The 19,600-nt window shown below is 38.0% G+C and carries 23 protein-coding genes and 1 riboswitch; of the genes, 21 read left to right on the top strand and 2 right to left on the bottom strand.

The window, feature by feature from the left end:
* Positions 1–4: 4 nt before the first annotated feature.
* From P3U61_RS10065 to P3U61_RS10040, 6 genes are all read left to right on the top strand, one after another.
* On the top strand, positions 5–685 hold the full coding sequence (locus P3U61_RS10065; RefSeq protein ID WP_014614602.1) for a response regulator transcription factor: 681 nt from the start codon (positions 5–7) through the stop codon (positions 683–685).
* On the top strand, positions 672–1,694 hold the full coding sequence (locus tag P3U61_RS10060; protein ID WP_014614601.1) for a sensor histidine kinase: 1,023 nt from the start codon (positions 672–674) through the stop codon (positions 1,692–1,694). The genes P3U61_RS10065 and P3U61_RS10060 overlap by 14 nt, the downstream gene beginning before the upstream one ends.
* A 105-nt stretch (positions 1,695–1,799) precedes the next feature.
* On the top strand, positions 1,800–2,561 hold the full coding sequence (locus P3U61_RS10055; protein ID WP_014614600.1) for an ABC transporter ATP-binding protein: 762 nt from the start codon (positions 1,800–1,802) through the stop codon (positions 2,559–2,561).
* Positions 2,551–4,449: an FtsX-like permease family protein gene (locus P3U61_RS10050; RefSeq protein ID WP_063278883.1), complete on the top strand. Its 1,899-nt coding sequence runs from the start codon at positions 2,551–2,553 to the stop codon at positions 4,447–4,449. The genes P3U61_RS10055 and P3U61_RS10050 overlap by 11 nt, the downstream gene beginning before the upstream one ends.
* Positions 4,450–5,202: 753 nt before the next feature.
* Positions 5,203–5,820: a DUF47 domain-containing protein gene (locus P3U61_RS10045; RefSeq protein WP_014614598.1), complete on the top strand. Its 618-nt coding sequence runs from the start codon at positions 5,203–5,205 to the stop codon at positions 5,818–5,820.
* 14 nt (positions 5,821–5,834) lie between these two features.
* Complete coding sequence (locus tag P3U61_RS10040) at positions 5,835–6,836, top strand: inorganic phosphate transporter (protein ID WP_014614597.1); 1,002 nt, start codon at positions 5,835–5,837, stop codon at positions 6,834–6,836.
* 260 nt (positions 6,837–7,096) lie between these two features.
* On the opposite strand, the gene P3U61_RS10035 is transcribed toward P3U61_RS10040, so the two are convergent.
* On the bottom strand, positions 7,097–7,924 hold the full coding sequence (locus P3U61_RS10035) for a LysM peptidoglycan-binding domain-containing protein (RefSeq protein WP_014614596.1): 828 nt from the start codon (positions 7,922–7,924) through the stop codon (positions 7,097–7,099).
* Positions 7,925–8,264: 340 nt separating this feature from the next.
* Between P3U61_RS10035 and P3U61_RS10030 the strand changes: the two genes are divergently transcribed.
* The 11 genes from P3U61_RS10030 (at position 8,265) to P3U61_RS09980 (ending at position 16,630) form a co-directional block, all read left to right on the top strand.
* Positions 8,265–8,885 (top strand): Bax inhibitor-1/YccA family protein, encoded by a 621-nt coding sequence (locus tag P3U61_RS10030; RefSeq protein ID WP_063278884.1) that lies wholly within the window; start codon positions 8,265–8,267, stop codon positions 8,883–8,885.
* 18 nt (positions 8,886–8,903) lie between these two features.
* Positions 8,904–9,012, top strand: a riboswitch (TPP riboswitch).
* Positions 9,013–9,089: 77 nt separating this feature from the next.
* Positions 9,090–9,689 carry a thiamine phosphate synthase gene (locus P3U61_RS10025; RefSeq protein ID WP_323695693.1) on the top strand — a complete coding sequence of 200 codons (600 nt, stop codon included), beginning with the start codon at positions 9,090–9,092 and terminating at the stop codon, positions 9,687–9,689.
* Positions 9,690–9,890, top strand: coding sequence for a sulfur carrier protein ThiS (thiS, locus tag P3U61_RS10020; RefSeq protein WP_014614593.1), 201 nt, complete (start codon positions 9,690–9,692; stop codon positions 9,888–9,890).
* A gap of 3 nt (positions 9,891–9,893) precedes the next feature.
* A complete protein-coding gene (locus P3U61_RS10015) occupies positions 9,894–10,661 on the top strand; it encodes a thiazole synthase (protein WP_015728710.1) in 768 nt (255 codons plus the stop codon).
* The gene (locus P3U61_RS10010) at positions 10,661–11,665 is read left to right on the top strand and encodes a ThiF family adenylyltransferase (protein ID WP_014614591.1); all 1,005 of its coding nucleotides are present in this window, start codon (positions 10,661–10,663) and stop codon (positions 11,663–11,665) included. The genes P3U61_RS10015 and P3U61_RS10010 overlap by 1 nt, the downstream gene beginning before the upstream one ends.
* Positions 11,666–11,740: 75 nt before the next feature.
* A complete protein-coding gene (locus tag P3U61_RS10005; protein WP_014614590.1) occupies positions 11,741–12,457 on the top strand; it encodes a YebC/PmpR family DNA-binding transcriptional regulator in 717 nt (238 codons plus the stop codon).
* 18 nt (positions 12,458–12,475) lie between these two features.
* Positions 12,476–12,955 carry a cupin domain-containing protein gene (locus tag P3U61_RS10000; RefSeq protein ID WP_015728712.1) on the top strand — a complete coding sequence of 160 codons (480 nt, stop codon included), beginning with the start codon at positions 12,476–12,478 and terminating at the stop codon, positions 12,953–12,955.
* A gap of 322 nt (positions 12,956–13,277) precedes the next feature.
* Positions 13,278–13,874 (top strand): ribonuclease FAU-1 family protein, encoded by a 597-nt coding sequence (locus P3U61_RS09995; protein ID WP_014614588.1) that lies wholly within the window; start codon positions 13,278–13,280, stop codon positions 13,872–13,874.
* An 88-nt stretch (positions 13,875–13,962) separates the two neighbouring features.
* Positions 13,963–14,832 carry a LysR family transcriptional regulator gene (locus tag P3U61_RS09990; RefSeq protein ID WP_014614587.1) on the top strand — a complete coding sequence of 290 codons (870 nt, stop codon included), beginning with the start codon at positions 13,963–13,965 and terminating at the stop codon, positions 14,830–14,832.
* Positions 14,833–14,911: 79 nt separating this feature from the next.
* Complete coding sequence (locus tag P3U61_RS09985) at positions 14,912–16,117, top strand: sugar efflux transporter (protein WP_168250240.1); 1,206 nt, start codon at positions 14,912–14,914, stop codon at positions 16,115–16,117.
* 21 nt (positions 16,118–16,138) lie between these two features.
* Positions 16,139–16,630, top strand: coding sequence for a DUF456 domain-containing protein (locus tag P3U61_RS09980; RefSeq protein WP_015728715.1), 492 nt, complete (start codon positions 16,139–16,141; stop codon positions 16,628–16,630).
* An 84-nt stretch (positions 16,631–16,714) separates the two neighbouring features.
* Here P3U61_RS09980 and P3U61_RS09975 read toward each other — a convergent pair whose 3' ends face one another.
* On the bottom strand, positions 16,715–17,398 hold the full coding sequence (locus P3U61_RS09975) for a DUF1129 family protein (protein WP_014614584.1): 684 nt from the start codon (positions 17,396–17,398) through the stop codon (positions 16,715–16,717).
* A gap of 98 nt (positions 17,399–17,496) precedes the next feature.
* Here P3U61_RS09975 and P3U61_RS09970 point away from each other — a divergent pair, with 98 nt between their 5' ends.
* The 4 genes from P3U61_RS09970 to P3U61_RS09955 all read left to right on the top strand — a co-directional run bounded on the left by P3U61_RS09970 (position 17,497) and on the right by P3U61_RS09955 (position 19,537).
* Positions 17,497–17,952: a GNAT family N-acetyltransferase gene (locus P3U61_RS09970; RefSeq protein WP_199273743.1), complete on the top strand. Its 456-nt coding sequence runs from the start codon at positions 17,497–17,499 to the stop codon at positions 17,950–17,952.
* 69 nt (positions 17,953–18,021) lie between these two features.
* Positions 18,022–18,357: an SA0632 family lipoprotein gene (locus P3U61_RS09965; RefSeq protein ID WP_037543809.1), complete on the top strand. Its 336-nt coding sequence runs from the start codon at positions 18,022–18,024 to the stop codon at positions 18,355–18,357.
* Positions 18,358–18,479: 122 nt separating this feature from the next.
* A complete protein-coding gene (locus P3U61_RS09960; protein ID WP_014614581.1) occupies positions 18,480–18,779 on the top strand; it encodes a hypothetical protein in 300 nt (99 codons plus the stop codon).
* A 209-nt stretch (positions 18,780–18,988) separates the two neighbouring features.
* On the top strand, positions 18,989–19,537 hold the full coding sequence (locus P3U61_RS09955) for a GNAT family N-acetyltransferase (RefSeq protein WP_014614580.1): 549 nt from the start codon (positions 18,989–18,991) through the stop codon (positions 19,535–19,537).
* Positions 19,538–19,600: the final 63 nt, after the last annotated feature.

The raw sequence follows: 19,600 nt of genomic DNA, 5'->3' as shown, positions 1-19,600 counted from the left end.
GAAAATGGATATACTCCTTGTAGAAGATGATCAAACTTTATGTCAACAAATTACTGAAGCATTAGCCAGTTGGAATTTTAATGTGATTAAAGTCCGCGATTTTGATGCCGTGCTCCAAACTTATCTCGAACATGAACCGCATATGATTTTAATGGATATTACGTTGCCGAAATTTGATGGTTTTTATTGGACACGCCAAATTCGTCAACATTCAAGTGTGCCTATCATTTTCATTTCGTCTCGTGATAGTCCAATGGATCAAGTGATGAGCATGGAAATTGGTGCCGATGATTATGTTCAAAAGCCGTTTCATATGCCCGTACTCATTGCGAAACTTCAAGCGATTTTTCGACGTGTGTATCAATACAATCAACAAGAACGTCGAACAATGATTTGGCAAGAGGCTGTCGTCGATTGGTCTAAAGGAACGGTGACCAAGCAAGATCATGTGACGTATTTATCCAAAACTGAAATGCTGATTTTAGAAGTGCTGCTACAACATAAAAATGAGATTGTGGCGAGAGAAGACTTAATGACAGCGCTCTGGGATGACGAAGCGTTTGTGAGTGATAATACATTAACGGTCAATGTAAATCGTTTACGTAAAAAGTTGGCAGCGATGGGGATGCCGTCAGTCATCGAAACAAAAGTTGGAAAGGGATATATTGCACATGACAACGTCTAGATGGTTTTTATATTTCTTGAGAGAGCGTATCGCCTGGATTTTAATGTTTGTCGTTTTTGATATCATTATGTTGTGTTTTGGGTTTTTAGATGATGACATTCCTTATCGCAATTTGTGGTATGTCATCGGGATCAAGTGGATTATCAGCGTGTTCTTTTTGATTCGTATATTTTTAAAAGAAACACGGTTTTATATGCATTTAGAGACTTTTGAAGAGATTGAAGTCTTCCAAAAAAACCAACTTGCAGAAACGCCTTTTGAAAAAGTAACACTGCATTATTTAGAAACAAAGATGATGCAGCTACAGCAATCGATAGGCGAACAGCAACACCGCATTGACCTCAATGAACAGAGTATGACGGAATTTATTCACGATATTAAAACACCTGTGACGGCGCTCAAGTTATTGATTGAAAAAGAAGAACATCATGTGAGAAAACAGCAGCTCATGTATGAATGGTCGCGCGTTGACTATATGTTGGACCAACACTTATTTTTAGCACGTCTTCATCATCAAGCACATGACATGTATTTTGAAAAAGTGACATTGCGTGAACTTGTCATTGATGAAATACGACAGACCCGTCATATCGCCATGCACAAAAGGATTGGCTTTAACGTAGATATTTCTGAAAATACGACGGTGTACACGGATAAGCGATGGATGCGTATGGTCATTCGTCAAATTATTTCAAATGCGATTAAGTATTCTACGCAAGCGGATATTGACGTGTATCAATCGATTGAAAACGGCAATGTAAAGTTACATATTCGTGATTACGGCGCAGGGATTGCACAACACGATATGCCGCGTATTTTTCAGCGTGGTTTCGCAGCGCAAAATGGCCCGCATGTACAAACCTCTTCTGGCATGGGGCTTTATTTAGTGGAAACAGTCCGTGAAGCACTCGGATTTGATATCGATGTCACGTCTCAAGTTGGTGAAGGTACGACGGTCACGATACAGTTTTCAAAACAAAACGATTACATCGCACGCATGTCGAAGTGACAAAACTGTCACATGAGACATGCGTTTTGTCACGTGATTCGCACGCTTTTATGGTTGTTGTTCGCTAAAATAAAAGTATCAATTCATCGTAAAGGAGTGTTCAACGTGTCTATTTTAAAAGTGAGTCACGTGAGTAAAATATATGGCAATAAAAAGCAATCATATGAAGCATTAAAGGATATCCATTTCACAGTGGAAAAAGGGGGATTTGTGGCGATTATGGGGCCTTCAGGATCGGGGAAGACAACTTTGTTAAACGTCATTAGTTCTATCGATAATGTGACAAGAGGGACAATTGAAATTAACGGCCAAGATATTACGAGAATGTCTAATAAACAATTATCTTACTTTAGAAAAAAAGATGTCGGATTCATTTTCCAAGATTACAATGTGTTGCATACTTTAACAGTTCGAGAAAATATTATGTTGCCGCTCTCGATTACGAAACTCAGTCGTCAAGAAGCGGAAATGCGTTATCAAGAAGTGACAGAGGCGTTAGGGATTACTGAAATCGGAAGCAAATATCCTGACGAGATTTCGGGAGGACAAAAACAACGTACCGCAGCAGCCCGTGCATTAATAAGTAAACCCGCGATTGTATTTGCAGACGAACCAACTGGTGCACTCGACTCTAAAAGCGCACAAGACTTATTGAAACGTTTAGAAACGATTAACCAACAAATGAAAACGACAATTGTCATGGTAACACATGATCCAGTTGCGGCAAGTTATGCGAATCGTGTCATTATGTTAAAAGATGGTCAAATTCATACGGAGTTATTCCAAGGCGATCAACCTGTTTCACAATTTTATCAAGAAATCATTCACAACCAGAGCGTATTGGGCGGTGTGAAACATGCGTTTTAGTGCGATTGTCCTCAAAAATTTTAAACAAAACTTAAGACATTATGGGATTTACTTGTTTTCTTTAATGCTCAGTATCGCACTTTATTTTAGTTTTGTAACTTTAAAATATACCGATAGCATTGCAAATGGAGAAAACGCGAAACTGTTAAATTCAAGTGCAGGAATCGGTGAAAAGTTTTTATTTGTGATTATTATCATTTTTTTAATGTATGCAAATCGTCTATTTATTAAACGCCGGACGAAAAGTTTTGCGCTGTTTCAACTCATCGGTTTATCACGTAAAGATTTAATGCGCATGATGATGTTAGAACAAGCGATTATCTTTATCGGAACAACAGTCATCGGATTGCTTCTAGGATTGTTTGGTTCGCGTTTGTTGCTGCTGATTGTTAAAAAAACAGCTCAAATTCCGCTAGATATTAAAATTTTATTTGAACCCGCAGCGCTCACAGTGACGATGATTTTGGTGGTCATTTCATTCATCTTAATTATGGTGCAAAGTTTCATATTCATTAAGCGTCGTTCGATTATTCAACTGATGTATGATGTGCAGCAAAGTGAAGCGACACAAGCGAATATGACCAAGGCAGAAATGACTTTTGGAATTCTTGGCATTGCGATGATCGGATTAGGATATTACTTATCGACAATCATGCTCAAAAATATTGAACTTACCTTAATTTCTGCGTTTTTAATACTCTTTTTAACTGTTGTAGGGGCGTACTTCTTTTTCAGAAGTTCCGTGTCGTTAATTTTTAAATCGTTAAAAAGAAGCAAACGCGGTTACGTCAATGTGACAGACGTTGTGTTTACTGCGTCGATTATGCACCGAATGAAAAAGAACGCTTTCTCATTAACAGTAATTGGGATTATTTCAGCAATTACGATTACATTATTATCTTTTGCGACGATTAGTAAAGCAAACATTGAAAATAATGTAAATGGCTTAGCACCTCATGAATTTACGTATATTAATGAAGGAGAGGCTCAAAAGCTTGAAGCGTATTTAAATGCGAAAAATATTCCATATAATAAAGTCGTACAACATGTCATCGAAGTGCCAATTGTCCATTCGGATAAAGCATTGCATAAAGATGTTAACAGCTTACCAATTATTAGTGATGCAGAAGTTGACAAAATGGATGTAAATCCAGGTGAAATCACATTAGTCAATTACTTTAAAGTATCAGAAACTTTTATTGGATTAGATGAAGGTGTAACAATCGATTTAGGACGTAAAGAAAAGCATGCGCCATTAGAAATTACAGAAACGTCTCCATACAATGTGTTATCGTATCGTGCAGCTTTGGGACGATCTGTAGGAATTATCGATCATAAAACATTTGAGATGCTCAAAGCAACGCAGATTAAAGATAAAGACAATCCACCGATTACGCAAGTGGGATTTGATTTAAAAAGTGCGAAAGATGTTGTAAAAGTTGAAAGTGCGAATGAGCAATTCAATCAAATGTTACCACAGTCTCGTACATCATTAGAAAAAGAACAATTGGCATTTTCAGGTATGTTCTTGTTTGTGAGTGGCTTCTTAGGTGTTGCCTTTTTAATCGCAGCAGGATGTATCATTTACATTAAACAAATGGATGAAAATGAAGATGAAATGGCAAACTATCAAATTTTACGTAAAATGGGTTACACACACCAAGACATGTTTAAAGGGTTAGCATTGAAAATCGCTTTTAACTTTGGATTACCATTAATCATTGGTTTAGGACATGCCTTTTTTGCAGCACGAGCCTTTAATACATTGATGAATGGTGTGGACTTTGCGCCTGTTATTTTTGCGATGACAGTTTATGCGGTCATTTATTTGATATTTGCAGTGCTCGCTTATTATCATTCGAGACGTGTGATTAAGTTTTCGATATAGCAATGCGGGGGAGGAAGATGATGTTCAGGTTGAGCCAGATGCATCTTTTTATCCCGTCACCCTAGGTTTTACTATTGCAACGTACCCTCGTTAAACTGAGATTTAACGGGGTTTTTTGTTGTGATACGTTTCGTTTTCTTCATTCATAAGTTTGTCCTCATTCATTCGCTGTCTTTGATTTTCAATTGCTAAAAATGGGCGAGACTTCTAACGAATCAGATGTAGCTAAATTAAGTGGAGGCAAGTCCATAGAAACGCGAACCTATGCTACTAAGTGTGAATTTAAAATTTCCGAATCACATCACCTCAATGATAAGTTTTTATTATCACGTTAAAGCGTGTGGTGATGTAAAAATGAGTCAGTAAAAAGCTTAAAACAATTTTCTGAGATTTTAATTATTTTACAAAAGCGACATATTCAAGGCGCTTTGTATCGAAAAGTTACAAAATACGCTACAAATAATGCTTTCATCTCACCGAAAAGTCTTATCCAGTGATGAAATTCACATCTTCACAAAATAAAATGTTAAGGTTTTGTAAATTTAATTGTAGCTTCTTTAAATATGTGCTATTTTCGAATAGGATTATGAAAAAATGTGAAAACATTGAGCACTAATAAAATTGAAAGTTAAAAAGGTGATGTTGCCTGCACGTTATATTTTGAGTTAACAAAGGATTAACAATATTTTATAATTAAAGTAACATAACTTTTACAATAGTGATTTAGGTAATCGCTGAATGGAGGATTTTAACATGATTAGGAAGAAAAAGGATAAGTTCATGGAGCGTCTAGAGGATATGATTTTCAATTTAGACCGAGCTGCAATTGAATTCGGTAAAATGGATTTCAACACCCATTTAGATTTGCGAGCTTATGCCGACAACGTGAAGACGTATGAATCACATGGTGACGAATTGATGCATCAGGTGATTACAGACCTCAATCAAACATTTATTACACCAATTGAACGTGAAGACATTATGTCGTTGTGTAATGCGATTGATGACGTCTTAGATGCGATGGAAGAAACGTCCGCTATGTTTGAAATGTACTCAATAGAATACACAGATGAATACATGTTAGAGTTTGTAGATAATATTCAAAAAGCAATCGGGGAAATGAAATTAGCAATTGGCTTAATGACAGAGAAAAAACTTTCACATATGCGTGTACACTCAATCAATATTAAAGAATACGAAACGAATTGTGATGGTATTTTACGTCAATCCATTAAACATATCTTTAATAGTGAAACAGACCCTGTCACTTTAATTAAGATCAAAGACATTTATGAAAGTTTAGAAAATATTGCTGACCGCTGCCAAGCTGTTGCGAATAATTTTGAAACAATCATAATGAAAAATAGCTAAGGGAGTCCTCATTTATGGAGTTTTTGTTGCTTATTACAGTAGCTATCATTATCTTTTCGTTATTATTTGATTTTATTAATGGCTTTCACGATACAGCGAATGCCGTAGCGACAGCAGTATCGACGCGTGCGTTAACACCAAGGCAAGCCATTTTCTTAGCGGCCATTATGAACTTTATTGGTGCCTTGACATTTACAGGTGTGGCTTCAACGATTACAAAAGAAATTGTGGATCCATTTACTTTAGACAATGGTCTCATCGTTGTATTATCCGCGATATTAGCTGCAATTGTGTGGAATTTAGTCACTTGGTTTTACGGTATACCGAGTTCGTCTTCACATGCGTTAATCGGTGCAATTGCTGGTGCGGCGATTGCTTCTGCGGGGTCAGTTGATGTCTTACACTATCAAGGTTTTACAAAAATCGTGCTTGTTTTAATTTTATCACCTGTGATTGCGTTCGTTGTAGGTTTTGTCATGTATACGCTTGTCAAACGTGTATTTAGAAATGCGAATTTGACACGTACGAATCGTAACTTCCGTATTTTTCAAATTTTCACTGCGTCTTTACAGTCGTTCTCACACGGGACGAATGATGCGCAAAAGTCAATGGGTATCATTACAATGGCGTTAATCGTAGCGAATATGCAAACAAGTGTCGAGCCAGCATTATGGGTAAAAGTAGCCTGTGCTGCTGCAATGGGCTTAGGTACAGCAGTCGGTGGTTGGAAAATCATTAAAACAGTCGGTGGCAATATCATGAAAATCCGTCCTGCAAATGGGGCGTCAGCAGACTTAGCATCAGCGTTAACAATCTTTGTCGCATCATCGTTACATTTCCCATTGTCAACAACACACGTTGTTTCATCTTCAATTCTCGGTGTGGGCTCATCGAATCGAATTAAAGGTGTGCACTGGAATACAGCGAAACGTATGATTGTGACATGGGTGATTACTTTACCTATTTCTGCATTGATTGCCGGTACTTTTTACTTCATTTTAAATTTATTCTTATAACGATAAATATATAAGCAAGGAGCTGAGATGTATGTCTTGGCTTCTTTTTGATGCCAATTATTTTGGGGAATAGTACAAAGTTCTTGTTTGTGACAAAGGTGTCGTCGTGTTGCTCTGGCAAAGAGGGTGCGCTTCTCACAAACGTCGCACAGACTTTGACAAACTATAAAAACACAATGTGCATTTTCGTTAATTGGGGAATAAAAAAAAGATTAACTAATGATGTACGAAAACACCTTAGTTAATCTCTTTTTACAATATTAATGAATATAATTGTATGATGAAGCAATTGATGCTGGGATTGTACGATAATCTTGTTGTCCTGGTGGCGTATTGTAGTTCATTTCTGAAATTAAAATACTACCATCATAGTTCACACGTTCAACAAAAGCAACGTGACCCACAGGACCTTCAAAGTTTTGCATAATTGAACCCGTTGTTGGATTATGGTCTACTGTATAACCATCTGCTGCGGCATTAGCTGCCCAATGATCAGCGTTCCACCAATACGTACTAATAGGTTGACCGATTTGTGCACGACGATCAAATACATGATATGTACATTGACCCCAGTCGTATAAGTTTTGATGGTTAAATGTAGGTGTATTGTATTGACCGCTTGTTGAGATACTACCTGTACCGCCAGCACCACCTGTTTTTGGTGCAGTGTTGCCACCGTTGCCACCAGGGATTTGAAGTTGTTGGTTAGGATGGATTAGGTAGTTCGTTAATCCGTTAGCACGCATTAAATCTTGAACAGACACACCATATTTTGTGGCAATGACATTTAAAGATTCGCCAGCTTGTACAGTGTATGTGCCTCCAGTTTGTTGCGGTACTGTCGCAGAAGATTGTGCACCACTACCGCCCCCGATAGATAAGACTTGGCCAGGGAAGACCATGTTGTTTTGTAATTGATTGGATTGCTTAAGTGCATCAACTGTTGTGCCATATTTTTGCGCGATGGACCAAAGTGAATCACCAGATTGGACTGTGTATTGTGTTGACGCGTCGGCATCTTGATGATTGAGCATAGCGACGGCTGCCGCACCTGAAGTCAACGTACATGCAAATGCGAGTTTTTTCAAAGTATTGCCTCCTTATTTACACGAATGATAAGATGTGTTGAGCAATGAATAACGAAATGTGTAATTTGATTATTAATTCAATCATTATGATAACAAAAATATTATCATATAGGGGAGATGTTACGAATCTGTAATATTGCGGAAAATATAGTTTTACTGTCGTATTGTCCTTGAATGTTGTCACTATCCAATTTATAGAAAATTTGATTTGTAAATCTTTTGAGATAATTAAAGTTTTTGTAATATAAATGTAGTCTTTATCAATGGAATAGTTGTATCATTTCTGCATTTGATTCTGCTGTGACATATCATAAAATAGAAGGAAAGGAGGCAAAATGAGATGGCAACACAAAATCAACGCCGTTCTGCTTACGGCAAAGTATGGTTGTTTTTTATGTATTATTGGCTAATTTTTGGGATTTCAACATATTTTGGACAATTTTTGCCCATAGCATGGCGACAACCACTTTCTATCGGACTACTCGTCTTAATCTTAGCATCAATGGTATTTCAACGTGTGCGCTTTAGTGGCCCGATTATTTCTCACATTTATACCATTGTCGTCGGATTATTATCCTATGCGGCATTTATGTATACATTGCAAGATTTAGGTGCGCGTTTATTTTTCAATATGGTGATTTTAGCCGTATCTGGATTCGTCATTTTTGGTATTCTCGGTTATTTCTGGATTAAAGATGCGTCGAGCTTAGGCAAATATTTATTCGTGACATTAATCGCGCTTATTTTAGCAAGTCTTGTAGGTTGGTGGATTCACAGCCCAGTTTATTATACGATGATTGCAGTTGTCGGGTTATTACTATTTTTACTGTACACACTTTATGACTTCAATCGTATGAAGCGAGGTCAGTTTTCACCACGAGAATTAGGCTTTAATTTATTTATAAACCTTTTCCACATTATTCGTTATGTGTTAGAATTAGCTCGTATCATGAAACGATAAAACAATTGAATATTTCAAATAATCCACTGGAAGTGCCGTTCATAATGGCTGAGATTGAAATGTTGATTTCAAAATTCCTGAACCTGATCCAGTTCGTACTGGCGTAGGAAAGTGGCTGTATTCGTGTCAAATGAGGCTACTTTTCTGTTGTAAATAACGGGGGAGTAGTTTTTTTATTGTGAAGGGAAAGAGAGGGAAAAGGCAATGATGATTGTGATTACACCGTATGTTGTATTAGACGACTGGCATATCAAACGGCTCTGTGTTATTGAAAGTCAGATTGCAGGTGTCATTTTACGGACGCCGATGAATCGACACGCACTCAAGCAATGGCTCATCCAGTTATTGGCGAATGGCTTTCCAAAGTCTAAAGTGATTATCCATACGGATCATACGGATGTGACATTAGCGATGGAACTCAGCATTTCCAATGTGCATTTTAAAGAGGGAGATCACCGTGCTACGTTATTAAAACAAGTACAGCCTCATTATCAAGTGAGCATGTCGACACATTCAGCAGCGATGGTTCGTGACGCAAAAGCGCAGCAATTAGATTTTGTGTTATTCGGACACCTTTTTCCAACCTCTTCAAAACCTGACTTGCCACCGCGCACACAACTTGAAGTGGATGAAGTTTTAGCTATTGATTTTCCGGTAGTGGCATTGGGGGGCATTACAGCTGACACAGTACAACAGATATCGTCTCATTTTACAGGAATCGCGTGTATGAGCAGTGCATTTGGGTATGAACTTCAATCGTTTGAAAAAATGGTTGATTATTGGTCATTAAAGAAGGTGAAATGAATGGAAGTTTTTGTAAATGGAGAGCAGCAACAATTTGAAGAAGGCACAACGGTACAAGACATTTTAGACCATTTCGGTATCGAAGCGAAACGGATGGCAGTCGAACGTAATGCAGCAGTCGTGAAACGTTCTGCATGGGCCACAACTGAAGTACAGCAAGATGATCGATTAGAATTGTTAGAATTTGTGGGAGGCGGTTAACATATGTTTAAAATTGGAGATTTAACATTTCATTCAAGATTATTTTTAGGGACAGGAAAATTTGAAAGTGAAGCGATCCAGTCTAAGGCCATTGAAGCATCCGAAACAGAAGTGCTGACATTTGCGGTCAGACGTATGAGTTTATATGACCGAAGCTTACCGAACCCATTGGCGAATGTCGATTTATCTAAGTTTACAACATTTCCTAATACAGCAGGTGCGAAAACGGCAGAAGAAGCGGTGCGTATTGCCGAATTAGCGCGTGAAGCTGGCGTGTGTGACATGATTAAGGTCGAAGTAATTGGCGATGATGATACGTTATTACCTGACCCACTCGAAACGTACAAAGCTTGTGAAATTTTATTAGAAAAAGGCTACATTGTTTGTCCATATATTTCAGATGATGTCGTGTTAGCCAAGCGACTCGAAAGTTTAGGTGTTCATGCGGTAATGCCACTTGCTTCTCCAATCGGTACAGGTCGTGGTATTACAAATCCACTGAACCTCCGTTATATTATTGAAAAGTGCGAGGTACCCGTTATTGTAGATGCAGGTATTGGTTCAGCCAAAGACTGTGCCGAAGCGATGGAACTTGGTGCAGATGCGATTTTGCTCAATTCAGCTGTATCTCGTGCGCAAGATCCAGTGAAAATGGCTGAAGCGATGAAAAAAGGAATCGAAGCGGGTCGTTTGAGCTACGAAGCAGGCCGTATCCCAATTCGTTATAATGCTGTGCAATCTAGTCCATCTGAGGGGTTAGGCTTTTTATAATGACACGCTATCATAGACAAATTCGCTTCCAGCATTTTGGAGAACAGAGCCAACGTCGATTGCAACAATTACACGTCTTTGTCATCGGTGTCGGCGCTTTAGGCAGTGGCATCGCTGAACAATTGGTAAGAAGTGGTGTCGGTAAATTGACCATCGTCGATAAAGATGTGGTACATTTATCTAACTTACACCGTCAAAGTGGCTATGTTGAAGCGGATGCTGAAGCGATGAAGCCGAAAGTATTTGCGCTAAAAGAACGACTCGCGATGATGAATCATGAAGTCACAATAGAACCGTTATACGAAGAAGTGACAGCACGAAATATTGAAGGCATTCTTGAGGAACTGCAACCGGATATGGTACTTGATGGCTTGGATCGTTTTGAAACACGTTATTTAGTGAATGAAGCAACACGGAAATTGGATATTCCTTATATTTATGGTGCAGTCGTGGGAAGTCAGTTGAGTGTCTTTCCTATCAGTCATGACGGGCCTTGTTTACATTGTGTGATGCCGGATGTGCCCGAGACGATGGAAAGTTGTGACCTTAACGGCGTCTTGCCACCCGCTGTTCATTTGGCGAGTAGTTTTGTCGTGGCAGAAGTCTTCTATTACTTGATGCATGGTGATTTTTCTTACCAAATGACGACGAGTGATATTCATCAAGGAAAAGTGAAAAAAATTTCGATTCAAAGTCTTAAAGAAGCAGACTGTTCCGTATGTGCCCAGCATCAGTTCACGCGTCTGCAAAATAAACAGCTTAAGTCTACGCAATTGTTATGTGGCGGTGTGTTTCAATTCAGGTTAGCTCCAGGACAATTTGAAGCGACCATAAGTAAAGAAGTCACAATTTTAATTGATAATCGTTTCGTTAAACGTTTACGACTTGGAGCGTGTGACATGACATTGTATCAAGATGGACGTTTGTTAGTATATGGTGCAGAGGATATTCAGACCGCACAATCCGTCGCTCGACAACTGTTTGAACAACCCATTCTTATTTAGAATGTTGCCATAGTCTAAATTTTACATGTATAATAAAGGGTACTCAAAAAAGTATTTGAAAGCGAGATGGAAGTCATGGGACGTAAATGGAATAATATTAAAGAAAAGAAAGCGCAAAAAGATAAAAATACAAGTCGCATTTACGCTAAATTTGGTAAAGAAATTTACGTGGCGGCGAAATCAGGTGAACCCGATCCTGAATCAAACCAACAATTAAAATTTGTCCTTGAACGCGCAAAAACTTATTCTGTACCCAACCATATTATTGATAGAGCGATTGAAAAAGCAAAAGGTGGCGGCGAGGAAGACTTCGATGCACTTCGCTATGAAGGTTTCGGTCCGAGTGGTTCGATGGTGATTGTGGATGCCTTAACGAACAATGTCAATCGTACAGCCTCTGACGTGAGAGCAGCTTTCGGTAAAAACGGCGGAAATATGGGTGTATCTGGTTCAGTGGCTTATATGTTCGACCATACAGCGACATTTGCATTTGAAGGCTTTGATGCAGATACTGTACTTGAAGCTTTAATGGAAAATGATATTGATGTCCGTGACGTCATTGAAGAAGGTGGTTTAACGATTGTATACGCAGAGCCTGATCAATTTGCGACTGTCCAAAAAGCGTTAGCACAACTAGGTGTGACATCATTTGAAGTCGCTGAACTTGAAATGTTACCTCAATCGGAAGTTCAACTTTCAGCAGAAGATCAAGAAACATTTGAGAAATTAATCGATGTATTAGAAGAATTAGAAGACGTTCAACACGTTTATCATAATGTAGAACTTGCATAGTTACTGGAGGTCAATGCCATGGAAGCACAAGATTGGGTGCGCCATTTAGAATTAACCCCTCATCCAGAAGGAGGCTATTATCGTCAAACGATTTTAAGTCCGGATACGACAAATGAAAGACCGCATTATTCTAGCATTTATTTTCTGTTAGAGGATAAGAATATTTCCCATTTTCATCGTATTGATGCGGATGAGATTTGGTATTACCATGCGGGTGAGACGTTGACGATTCATATGATTTTTCCAGATCATACGTATCGTGCCGTGCAATTAGGTCCGAATGTCGCGGAGGGGGATGTATTGCAATATGTTGTGCCAAAAGGGACAATATTTGCGTCATCTATTGAACGTGAAAATGCCTTTGCGGTTGTCGGTTGTATGGTGCAACCTGCATTTCAATTTGAACATTTTGAGTTGTTTACACAAGCGGAATTGTTAGCATGGTATCCGGAACATGAGGAAATCATTCGTAAATATGCGAAGGTTTCGGTCGATTAATCGATCGGTTTGAAAGGCTGATGAGATGTGATGTCTTGTCGGTCTTTTTTGTTGTCACCATTGATAGTGAAGGGGTAAACGAAACTTAAAGGTTACTTGAATCAAGTTATGCTTTTCCAAGGATTTGACGCAACTGTACGATGTTGATTTTGAATCTCATGCATCAAAACGTGTATATCGTCTTAGTAAAAAATAGGGTGATTGAGTGCGTGTTTATCATGTTTTTGATTGGATTCGCTATGAATTTTATATGATTGGCTAGTTGCAACAAGTGACATCCTACTTCGATTTATATATAATGAAAAAAAGGGAGTTGGTGGCTGTGAAAGTGAAATATATTGACAAACGTCACTGGCGTCGCCTCTTAGACCATGATTATATCGAAGTTAAAGTCAATAATAATAAATTTAAAGGCATAATAGGTTTAATTTCAATCAAAAAGGTGAGAGATCCTTTAGAGGTGACTGTTGTAAATCAACGAATGGTAGTAGCTGACGATGGCTATCAATGGCTACAAATCCTGCCAGAGAAAAAGCGTTACAGCATGACAGTAATGTTCGATGACAAAGGTCAACCTTTACAATACTATTTTGATATTAATTTAAAAAATATTATACAAAAAGGCAGGGCACGTACAATCGATTTATGTTTAGATGTGCTTGCTTTACCAGATGGCCAATATGAACTTGTAGACCAAGAAGACTTAGAGCGTGCATTGAAATCGAATCAAATTACGCGAAAACAATATCATGAAGCTTATGTGATTGCGCATCAATTAATGATTCAAATTGATGAGGATTTTGAGAGTATTCAAAAGAAGGCGATGTATTGTTATCACAAAATTAATCGCAAATACCAAAAGCAAGAAAAGTACAAACAGTTTGAAACATCAAATGGAGATGGTTTTCACACACCGTAGCAACCACCACTGTGTGCTGTGAAAGGATTTCTGCACACTGGACAAATATCTTGTCTAGTGTTTCTTTTATTTTTGAGGAGGCTGTACGATGAAAATTGATGATTATCGGTTATTAATTACTTTAGATGAAACACGCACACTGAGAAAAGCGGCTGAACGTCTTTATATTTCACAACCTGCTGTGACCCAACGTTTGAAATCCATTGAACGTCATTTTGGTGTCGACATTTTTATCCGTACGAAAAAACAACTGATTACGACGACTGAAGGTGCGATGGTCATTGCGCATGCGAAATCGATGCTGAAACAAGAGCGTCTATTTCAAGATAAGATTAAGGCGCATGTCGGTGCAATTAATGGGACACTATCGATTGGTTGTTCCTCTTTAGTCGGTCAAACGGTATTACCAGAAGTATTGAATCGCTACACTGCGGAGTTTCCAAATGTTGAAATTCAATTACAAGTCGGCTCTAGTGAACATATTAAAGCGAACCATAATGATTACCATATTATGATCGTGAGAGGGAATCAGTTGTTAAATATGCACAACGATCATTTGATGGATGATCAACATTATTTCATCTATCCTAAAAATAAAGAAACTGAATTACATAAGCTACCTTTTATTGAGTTTCAAGCAGACCCCGTCTATATTAATCAAATTAAAACATGGTATCAACAACATATGTCCCAAGATTATCATGCGCGCATTAAGGTGGATCAGGTCGCGACATGTAAAGCGTTGTTGTTAAGCGGCGTCGGAGTGACGATTTTACCGGAAATTATGGTAAAAGACTTAGACACCTCTCAGTTTGCAATGTTAAAAGTGGACGTAGAAGAACAATCTTTAGTCCGTTCTACGTATTTAAGTTATGACATGAGTATGGTACAGTTACCTCAAGTCAGTTCATTTATTAATGTGTTTAAGACGTATTTACACATTGAAGATATCGAATAAAGACATGTGATGGAGAGCAAAAGAGAGCACAACACCATGCGATTCAATATTAATTTTAAGTATATAAGGGAGAACATACATGTTTCGCGAATTGTTAACGATTAAAAATTATAAGTTATTTATTGTGAATATGATGCTAATTGGGATGGGCATTGCGATTACAGTCCCATTTTTTGTTCTATTTGCAACGAACCAATTGGGGATGACGACCAATCAATTTGGGTTGTTATTGGCATTAGCGGCAATCTCTCAATTTACGATGAATAGTATTGTCGCGCGTTTTTCGGATACGCATGCAATCAATCGGAAAGTGATTATTATTGTAGGTTTATTCATGGGCGCTATTAGTTTTACATTGCCATTTTTTGTACATTCGGTTGTACTATTTATTATTTTGTATGCCATTTTTCAAGGGTTATTCGCTCCGGCTATGCCCCAACTTTATGCTTCTGCAAGGGAATCTATTAATCAATCTACATCGAGTAGTCGCGCGGTTTTTGCCAATTCTGTATTACGTTCTATGTTTTCGTTCGGCTTTTTATTCGGCCCACTAGTTGGTAATATTTTAAATCAGTCGTGGGGCTACAGTGGTCTGTTTGGTGGAACAGTCGCCATTATTTTGACGACTCTACTCCTACAAGTGTTCTTTTTTAAGGACATCAAAGCGAAAAAGCCTGTGCGTGACAGTATAATGACAGAACAAGATGCACCTTCTATGTTGAAACATCGCTATTTAATTGTGCCGTTCATTGCTTTCGTACTGTTACACATTGGCCAGTGGATGTACACGCTCAATATGCCTTTATTTGTGACGCAATACTTACATGAAGAAGAAAAATATGTCGGTCATCTTGCGAGTTTGTGTGCCGGTTTAGAAGTGCCGTTTATGATCATTTTAGGTATGGTTGCTAGTAAAGTAGAAACACGAACGCTATTAGCGATTGCGGCAGTTTGTGGTAGTTTGTTTTTCGGTAGTATCGGAATATTTGAAAGTATCCACATGATGCTTGTTGGTCAAGTGTTACTCGCGGCATTTTTAGCGGTATTACTTGGCATCGGTATTAGTTATTTCCAAGATGTTTTACCGCAATATCCAGGCTATGCGTCGACTTTGTTCGCGAATGCAATGGTTATCGGTCAATTGTTAGGGAATTTATTAGGTGGTGCGATGAGTCAGTGGGTCGGTTTAGGCAATGTCTTTTATGTTTCTGCGCTATCATTGGCATGTGGTTTTGTGTTAATTTTATTTACTAAGAAAAATAGAAAAACTGTTCAAACTGTGTAAATAAGGAGTTGACGTATAATAATGTCAGACGTGATTTTTTGGGTGCTTATTTTAGCCGCATTCGTATTGGCATTTATCGGTTTAATCAAGCCGGTGATTCCAGCTATTCCCGTATTGTGGGTGGGATTTTTGATTTATCAATTTGGCATTAATGGTGCCACGTTATCATGGGTTTTTTGGACTGCAATGATTGTACTCACGATATTTATTTTCGTATCTGACTTATGGCTCAACCGCTATTTTGTGAATCGATTTGGAGGCACGAAAAAAGGGGAGTGGGCCGCTTTAATCGGTGTACTCGTCGGTGCGTTTGTGTTGCCGCCATTCGGTGTGATCATTGTGCCATTTATCGCTGTTATTATTGTTGAAATGGTGCAGTCTAAAAATTTCGCACAAGCAGCCAAAGCAAGTTTTGGGTCACTTGTCGCATTTTTCTCTAGCGCCGTCATGCAAGCGGTACTCATGTTTGTCATGATTGTTTGGTTCTTCATTGATGCGTTATTGATTAATTAAAATAATAAAAATAGTCAGGTGAATAAATGGTAAATTACGCCATTCATCAACCTGACTTTTTTAATGGATGCAGCAAGTTGAAATCTATCGCCAAGATGCACTTTTTGCGTGATCGTCATTTTTATATTTCAACATGCCCAGTGGAACGATAATAAACGATGCGATAATAAATGCCCAATTACTAATATGGATATACGGGCCGAATTGTAAAAAGTTTTGTGGAAAAAAGAAAATAATAAAAATTAATAAAATAAGGGCTATCAATACGACATAGCCGACTAACCAAGCGAGACGTGAATAGTCAAAAGCTTGAAGTTGTATCATCTTAAAACAAGACCAAATGAATAAAAAAGTAACGAAAATTCCCGCAACAAAAGTGAGCGGAAAAGTGTATAAAAAGACGCGTGTATCATTAATGAAAAATCCTAAAAACCCTTTTAAGAAGCAGAATACGCCCAACAAAAAGACGATATGTTGTAAAATATAATGACAAATATTCTTAAACGTATGGTTAGGCATCTCTTTAATCGTTTGAATGGCGTGTTTTTTAGGGTGATGATCAAAAAATTCCATCGCATGCAAGCCTTTATTTTCCGCTTTGAGTAAATGGTCTAAAATACGCTGTAGCACTTTTTCGGAGTCATGTGCATTGACACGCATATCCGCTCGAACATAGGTCATGTAACTTTCAAAGATTTGACGATCCGTATTGTTCAGCCGTAACGATTTAACATTATTTTCTTTCATCAGTTCATTCGTCGTTTTCATCGGTCAAGCACCTCCTCTAATTTCAATCATAGTGAACTGTACTTATTATGACGATATTCATGAGATAAATCAATCCTAAAATATGAAAGGAGAGAGTCATGATTTTACTTACATATGAAGATAGCGACTATATTCATCGTGTAGCAGCGGAGCATGTCAAACTGTTACAATCAGATACTTTAATACGAACGCAAGGCACACAAATAGAAATCGCACTTTATGAAGAAATGATTGCACATCGGTTGCGTTATGCTGGAGACTGGCTAGGCATCGTGACAGACAGAGAGGAACATATGAAGGCTTATGCATGGGCACATTATGAACCGGCAAATGCGCAAGTGACCATTGAATCATTATATGTTGACCCTGAATATCGACAACAAGGGTACGCGACTGAACTGAAACAACAGATTGAAAAGTGGGCCAAATCACAAGGTGCACGTCAAATCATCGGTACAGTACAACAATCCAATCAAGCAATGGTGGAACTGAATGAAGCGTTAGGATACCGTGTGGATAAATATATTATGTCAAAATCATTAGAAGAATCATAAGCATTATGCGAATCTGTTTAAACCATGATAAAATAAAGTGTAAGTCATTCTAAATGGAGAGAAATAACGATGAAGAAACAACTTATCGCACTTATGGGGACGGTCGTATTGTTATCAGGGTGTGGCAATAGTGAAAAAGAAAAACTACAAAATGAAATTAAATCGTTAGAAGACGAACAAAAAGAATTAAAAGAAGAAAATAAAAAGTTAAAAGATCAAAGTGAAAAATTAGATAGTCAAATTAAAGATCTTGAACATTCTATTGATAAAGCGAAAACTTCAGAAGATAAGAAGAAAACGAGTAGCAAGAACAACAAGAAACCAACAGAATCTAAAAAAGATGCTAAATCAACAGAAAAATCAAAAGAAACGTCTGATACGCAAGAGAAAAGCTCATTTGAGTGATTCATTTAATGTCAATTTGATATTTTGCGCTATTGACCCAACCCACAATGAATTGCGTTTGATGTTGAGAGGGATAGGGTAATAAAAACACATATATTACGGAGAGAAAAGAGGGTTATCGTATGTACGAAAAAGAATTTAGATTATTAGAAGGGCGCGATATTTCACTTGTTGAACTTGGACGCGAACTTGAGAATATTACAGGATATGCCATTATTGATTCCACAGGTGAATTGCAACGTTCTATCGCATTGAAACCTAATTTTGATCATGACTGGGAAACGTATACGGCGACATATCGTTTGAACCATAAAAATGATTTTGTGGATGCTGTATTTACAACACAAAAAGGACAAAATCCAGAACGATTAAAAGAGGTACCTATCACGATTCAACTGTTGAGCTATATTTCTAGAGCGTAATGACATCAATATCGCATCGACAACTGAAGGCGCAGGTTACATCTGATCAAGAAGTTTAATAAAGGTGAAAGATGTTGACTGAAGAAGCGCCCAGTAAAAATTTCAGAAATCAAATGCATAACTGAGGCGGGAAGCTGAAATCACAAGGCATATATGCGATTTCTGACCCGCTTCTTTCTTTGGATACACGGTTAAATGGGGGATGCACAATGACAGTTTATATAGAGACAAATCGATTGAAATTGAGAGACTGGCAAGATGAAGATTTGCAACCATTTCAACAATTGAACGCAAATCGCCAAGTGCGCCAGTTTTTTCCGAGTTTATTAAGTTATCAAAAAACAGCATTGGATTTTGAAGCGATGAAATCTTATTTAAAGCATCATCAGATTGGATTGTTTGCTGTAGAGTTAAAGGCAACGAAAGAGTGGATAGGGTTTATAGGTGTGAATTATATTCCACAAACTGTAGATTATCCTTTTGAAGAGCTCCCATTTTATGAAATCGGTTGGCGACTGTCTCCTGAAGTTTGGGATAATGGGATTGCGACAGAAGGGGCAGAAGCGGTACTCGATTATGTAGCTGAACGCGGCATAAGTGAAGTGTACGCGATGGCAGCCAAAGTGAACCATGCATCGATTCGTGTGATGGAAAAGATTGGCATGACACATTATGATGATTTCGACAAGCCGGGTTTGAGTGAACATCATGTGTTGAGGCCACAAGTGCGTTATAGAAAGCAGTTGAAGGAAGTATAAGTGCATTACTTTTAATGATGCCCAGTATGAAGTGAAACAGCTGCTGTGCAAAGAAGTCAATAA

This window comes from Staphylococcus pseudintermedius (assembly GCF_034042775.1).
GTDB lineage: Bacteria > Bacillota > Bacilli > Staphylococcales > Staphylococcaceae > Staphylococcus > Staphylococcus pseudintermedius.
Note: the sequence above shows the minus strand (reverse complement) of the source record. Positions and strands in the feature narration are given on the sequence as shown.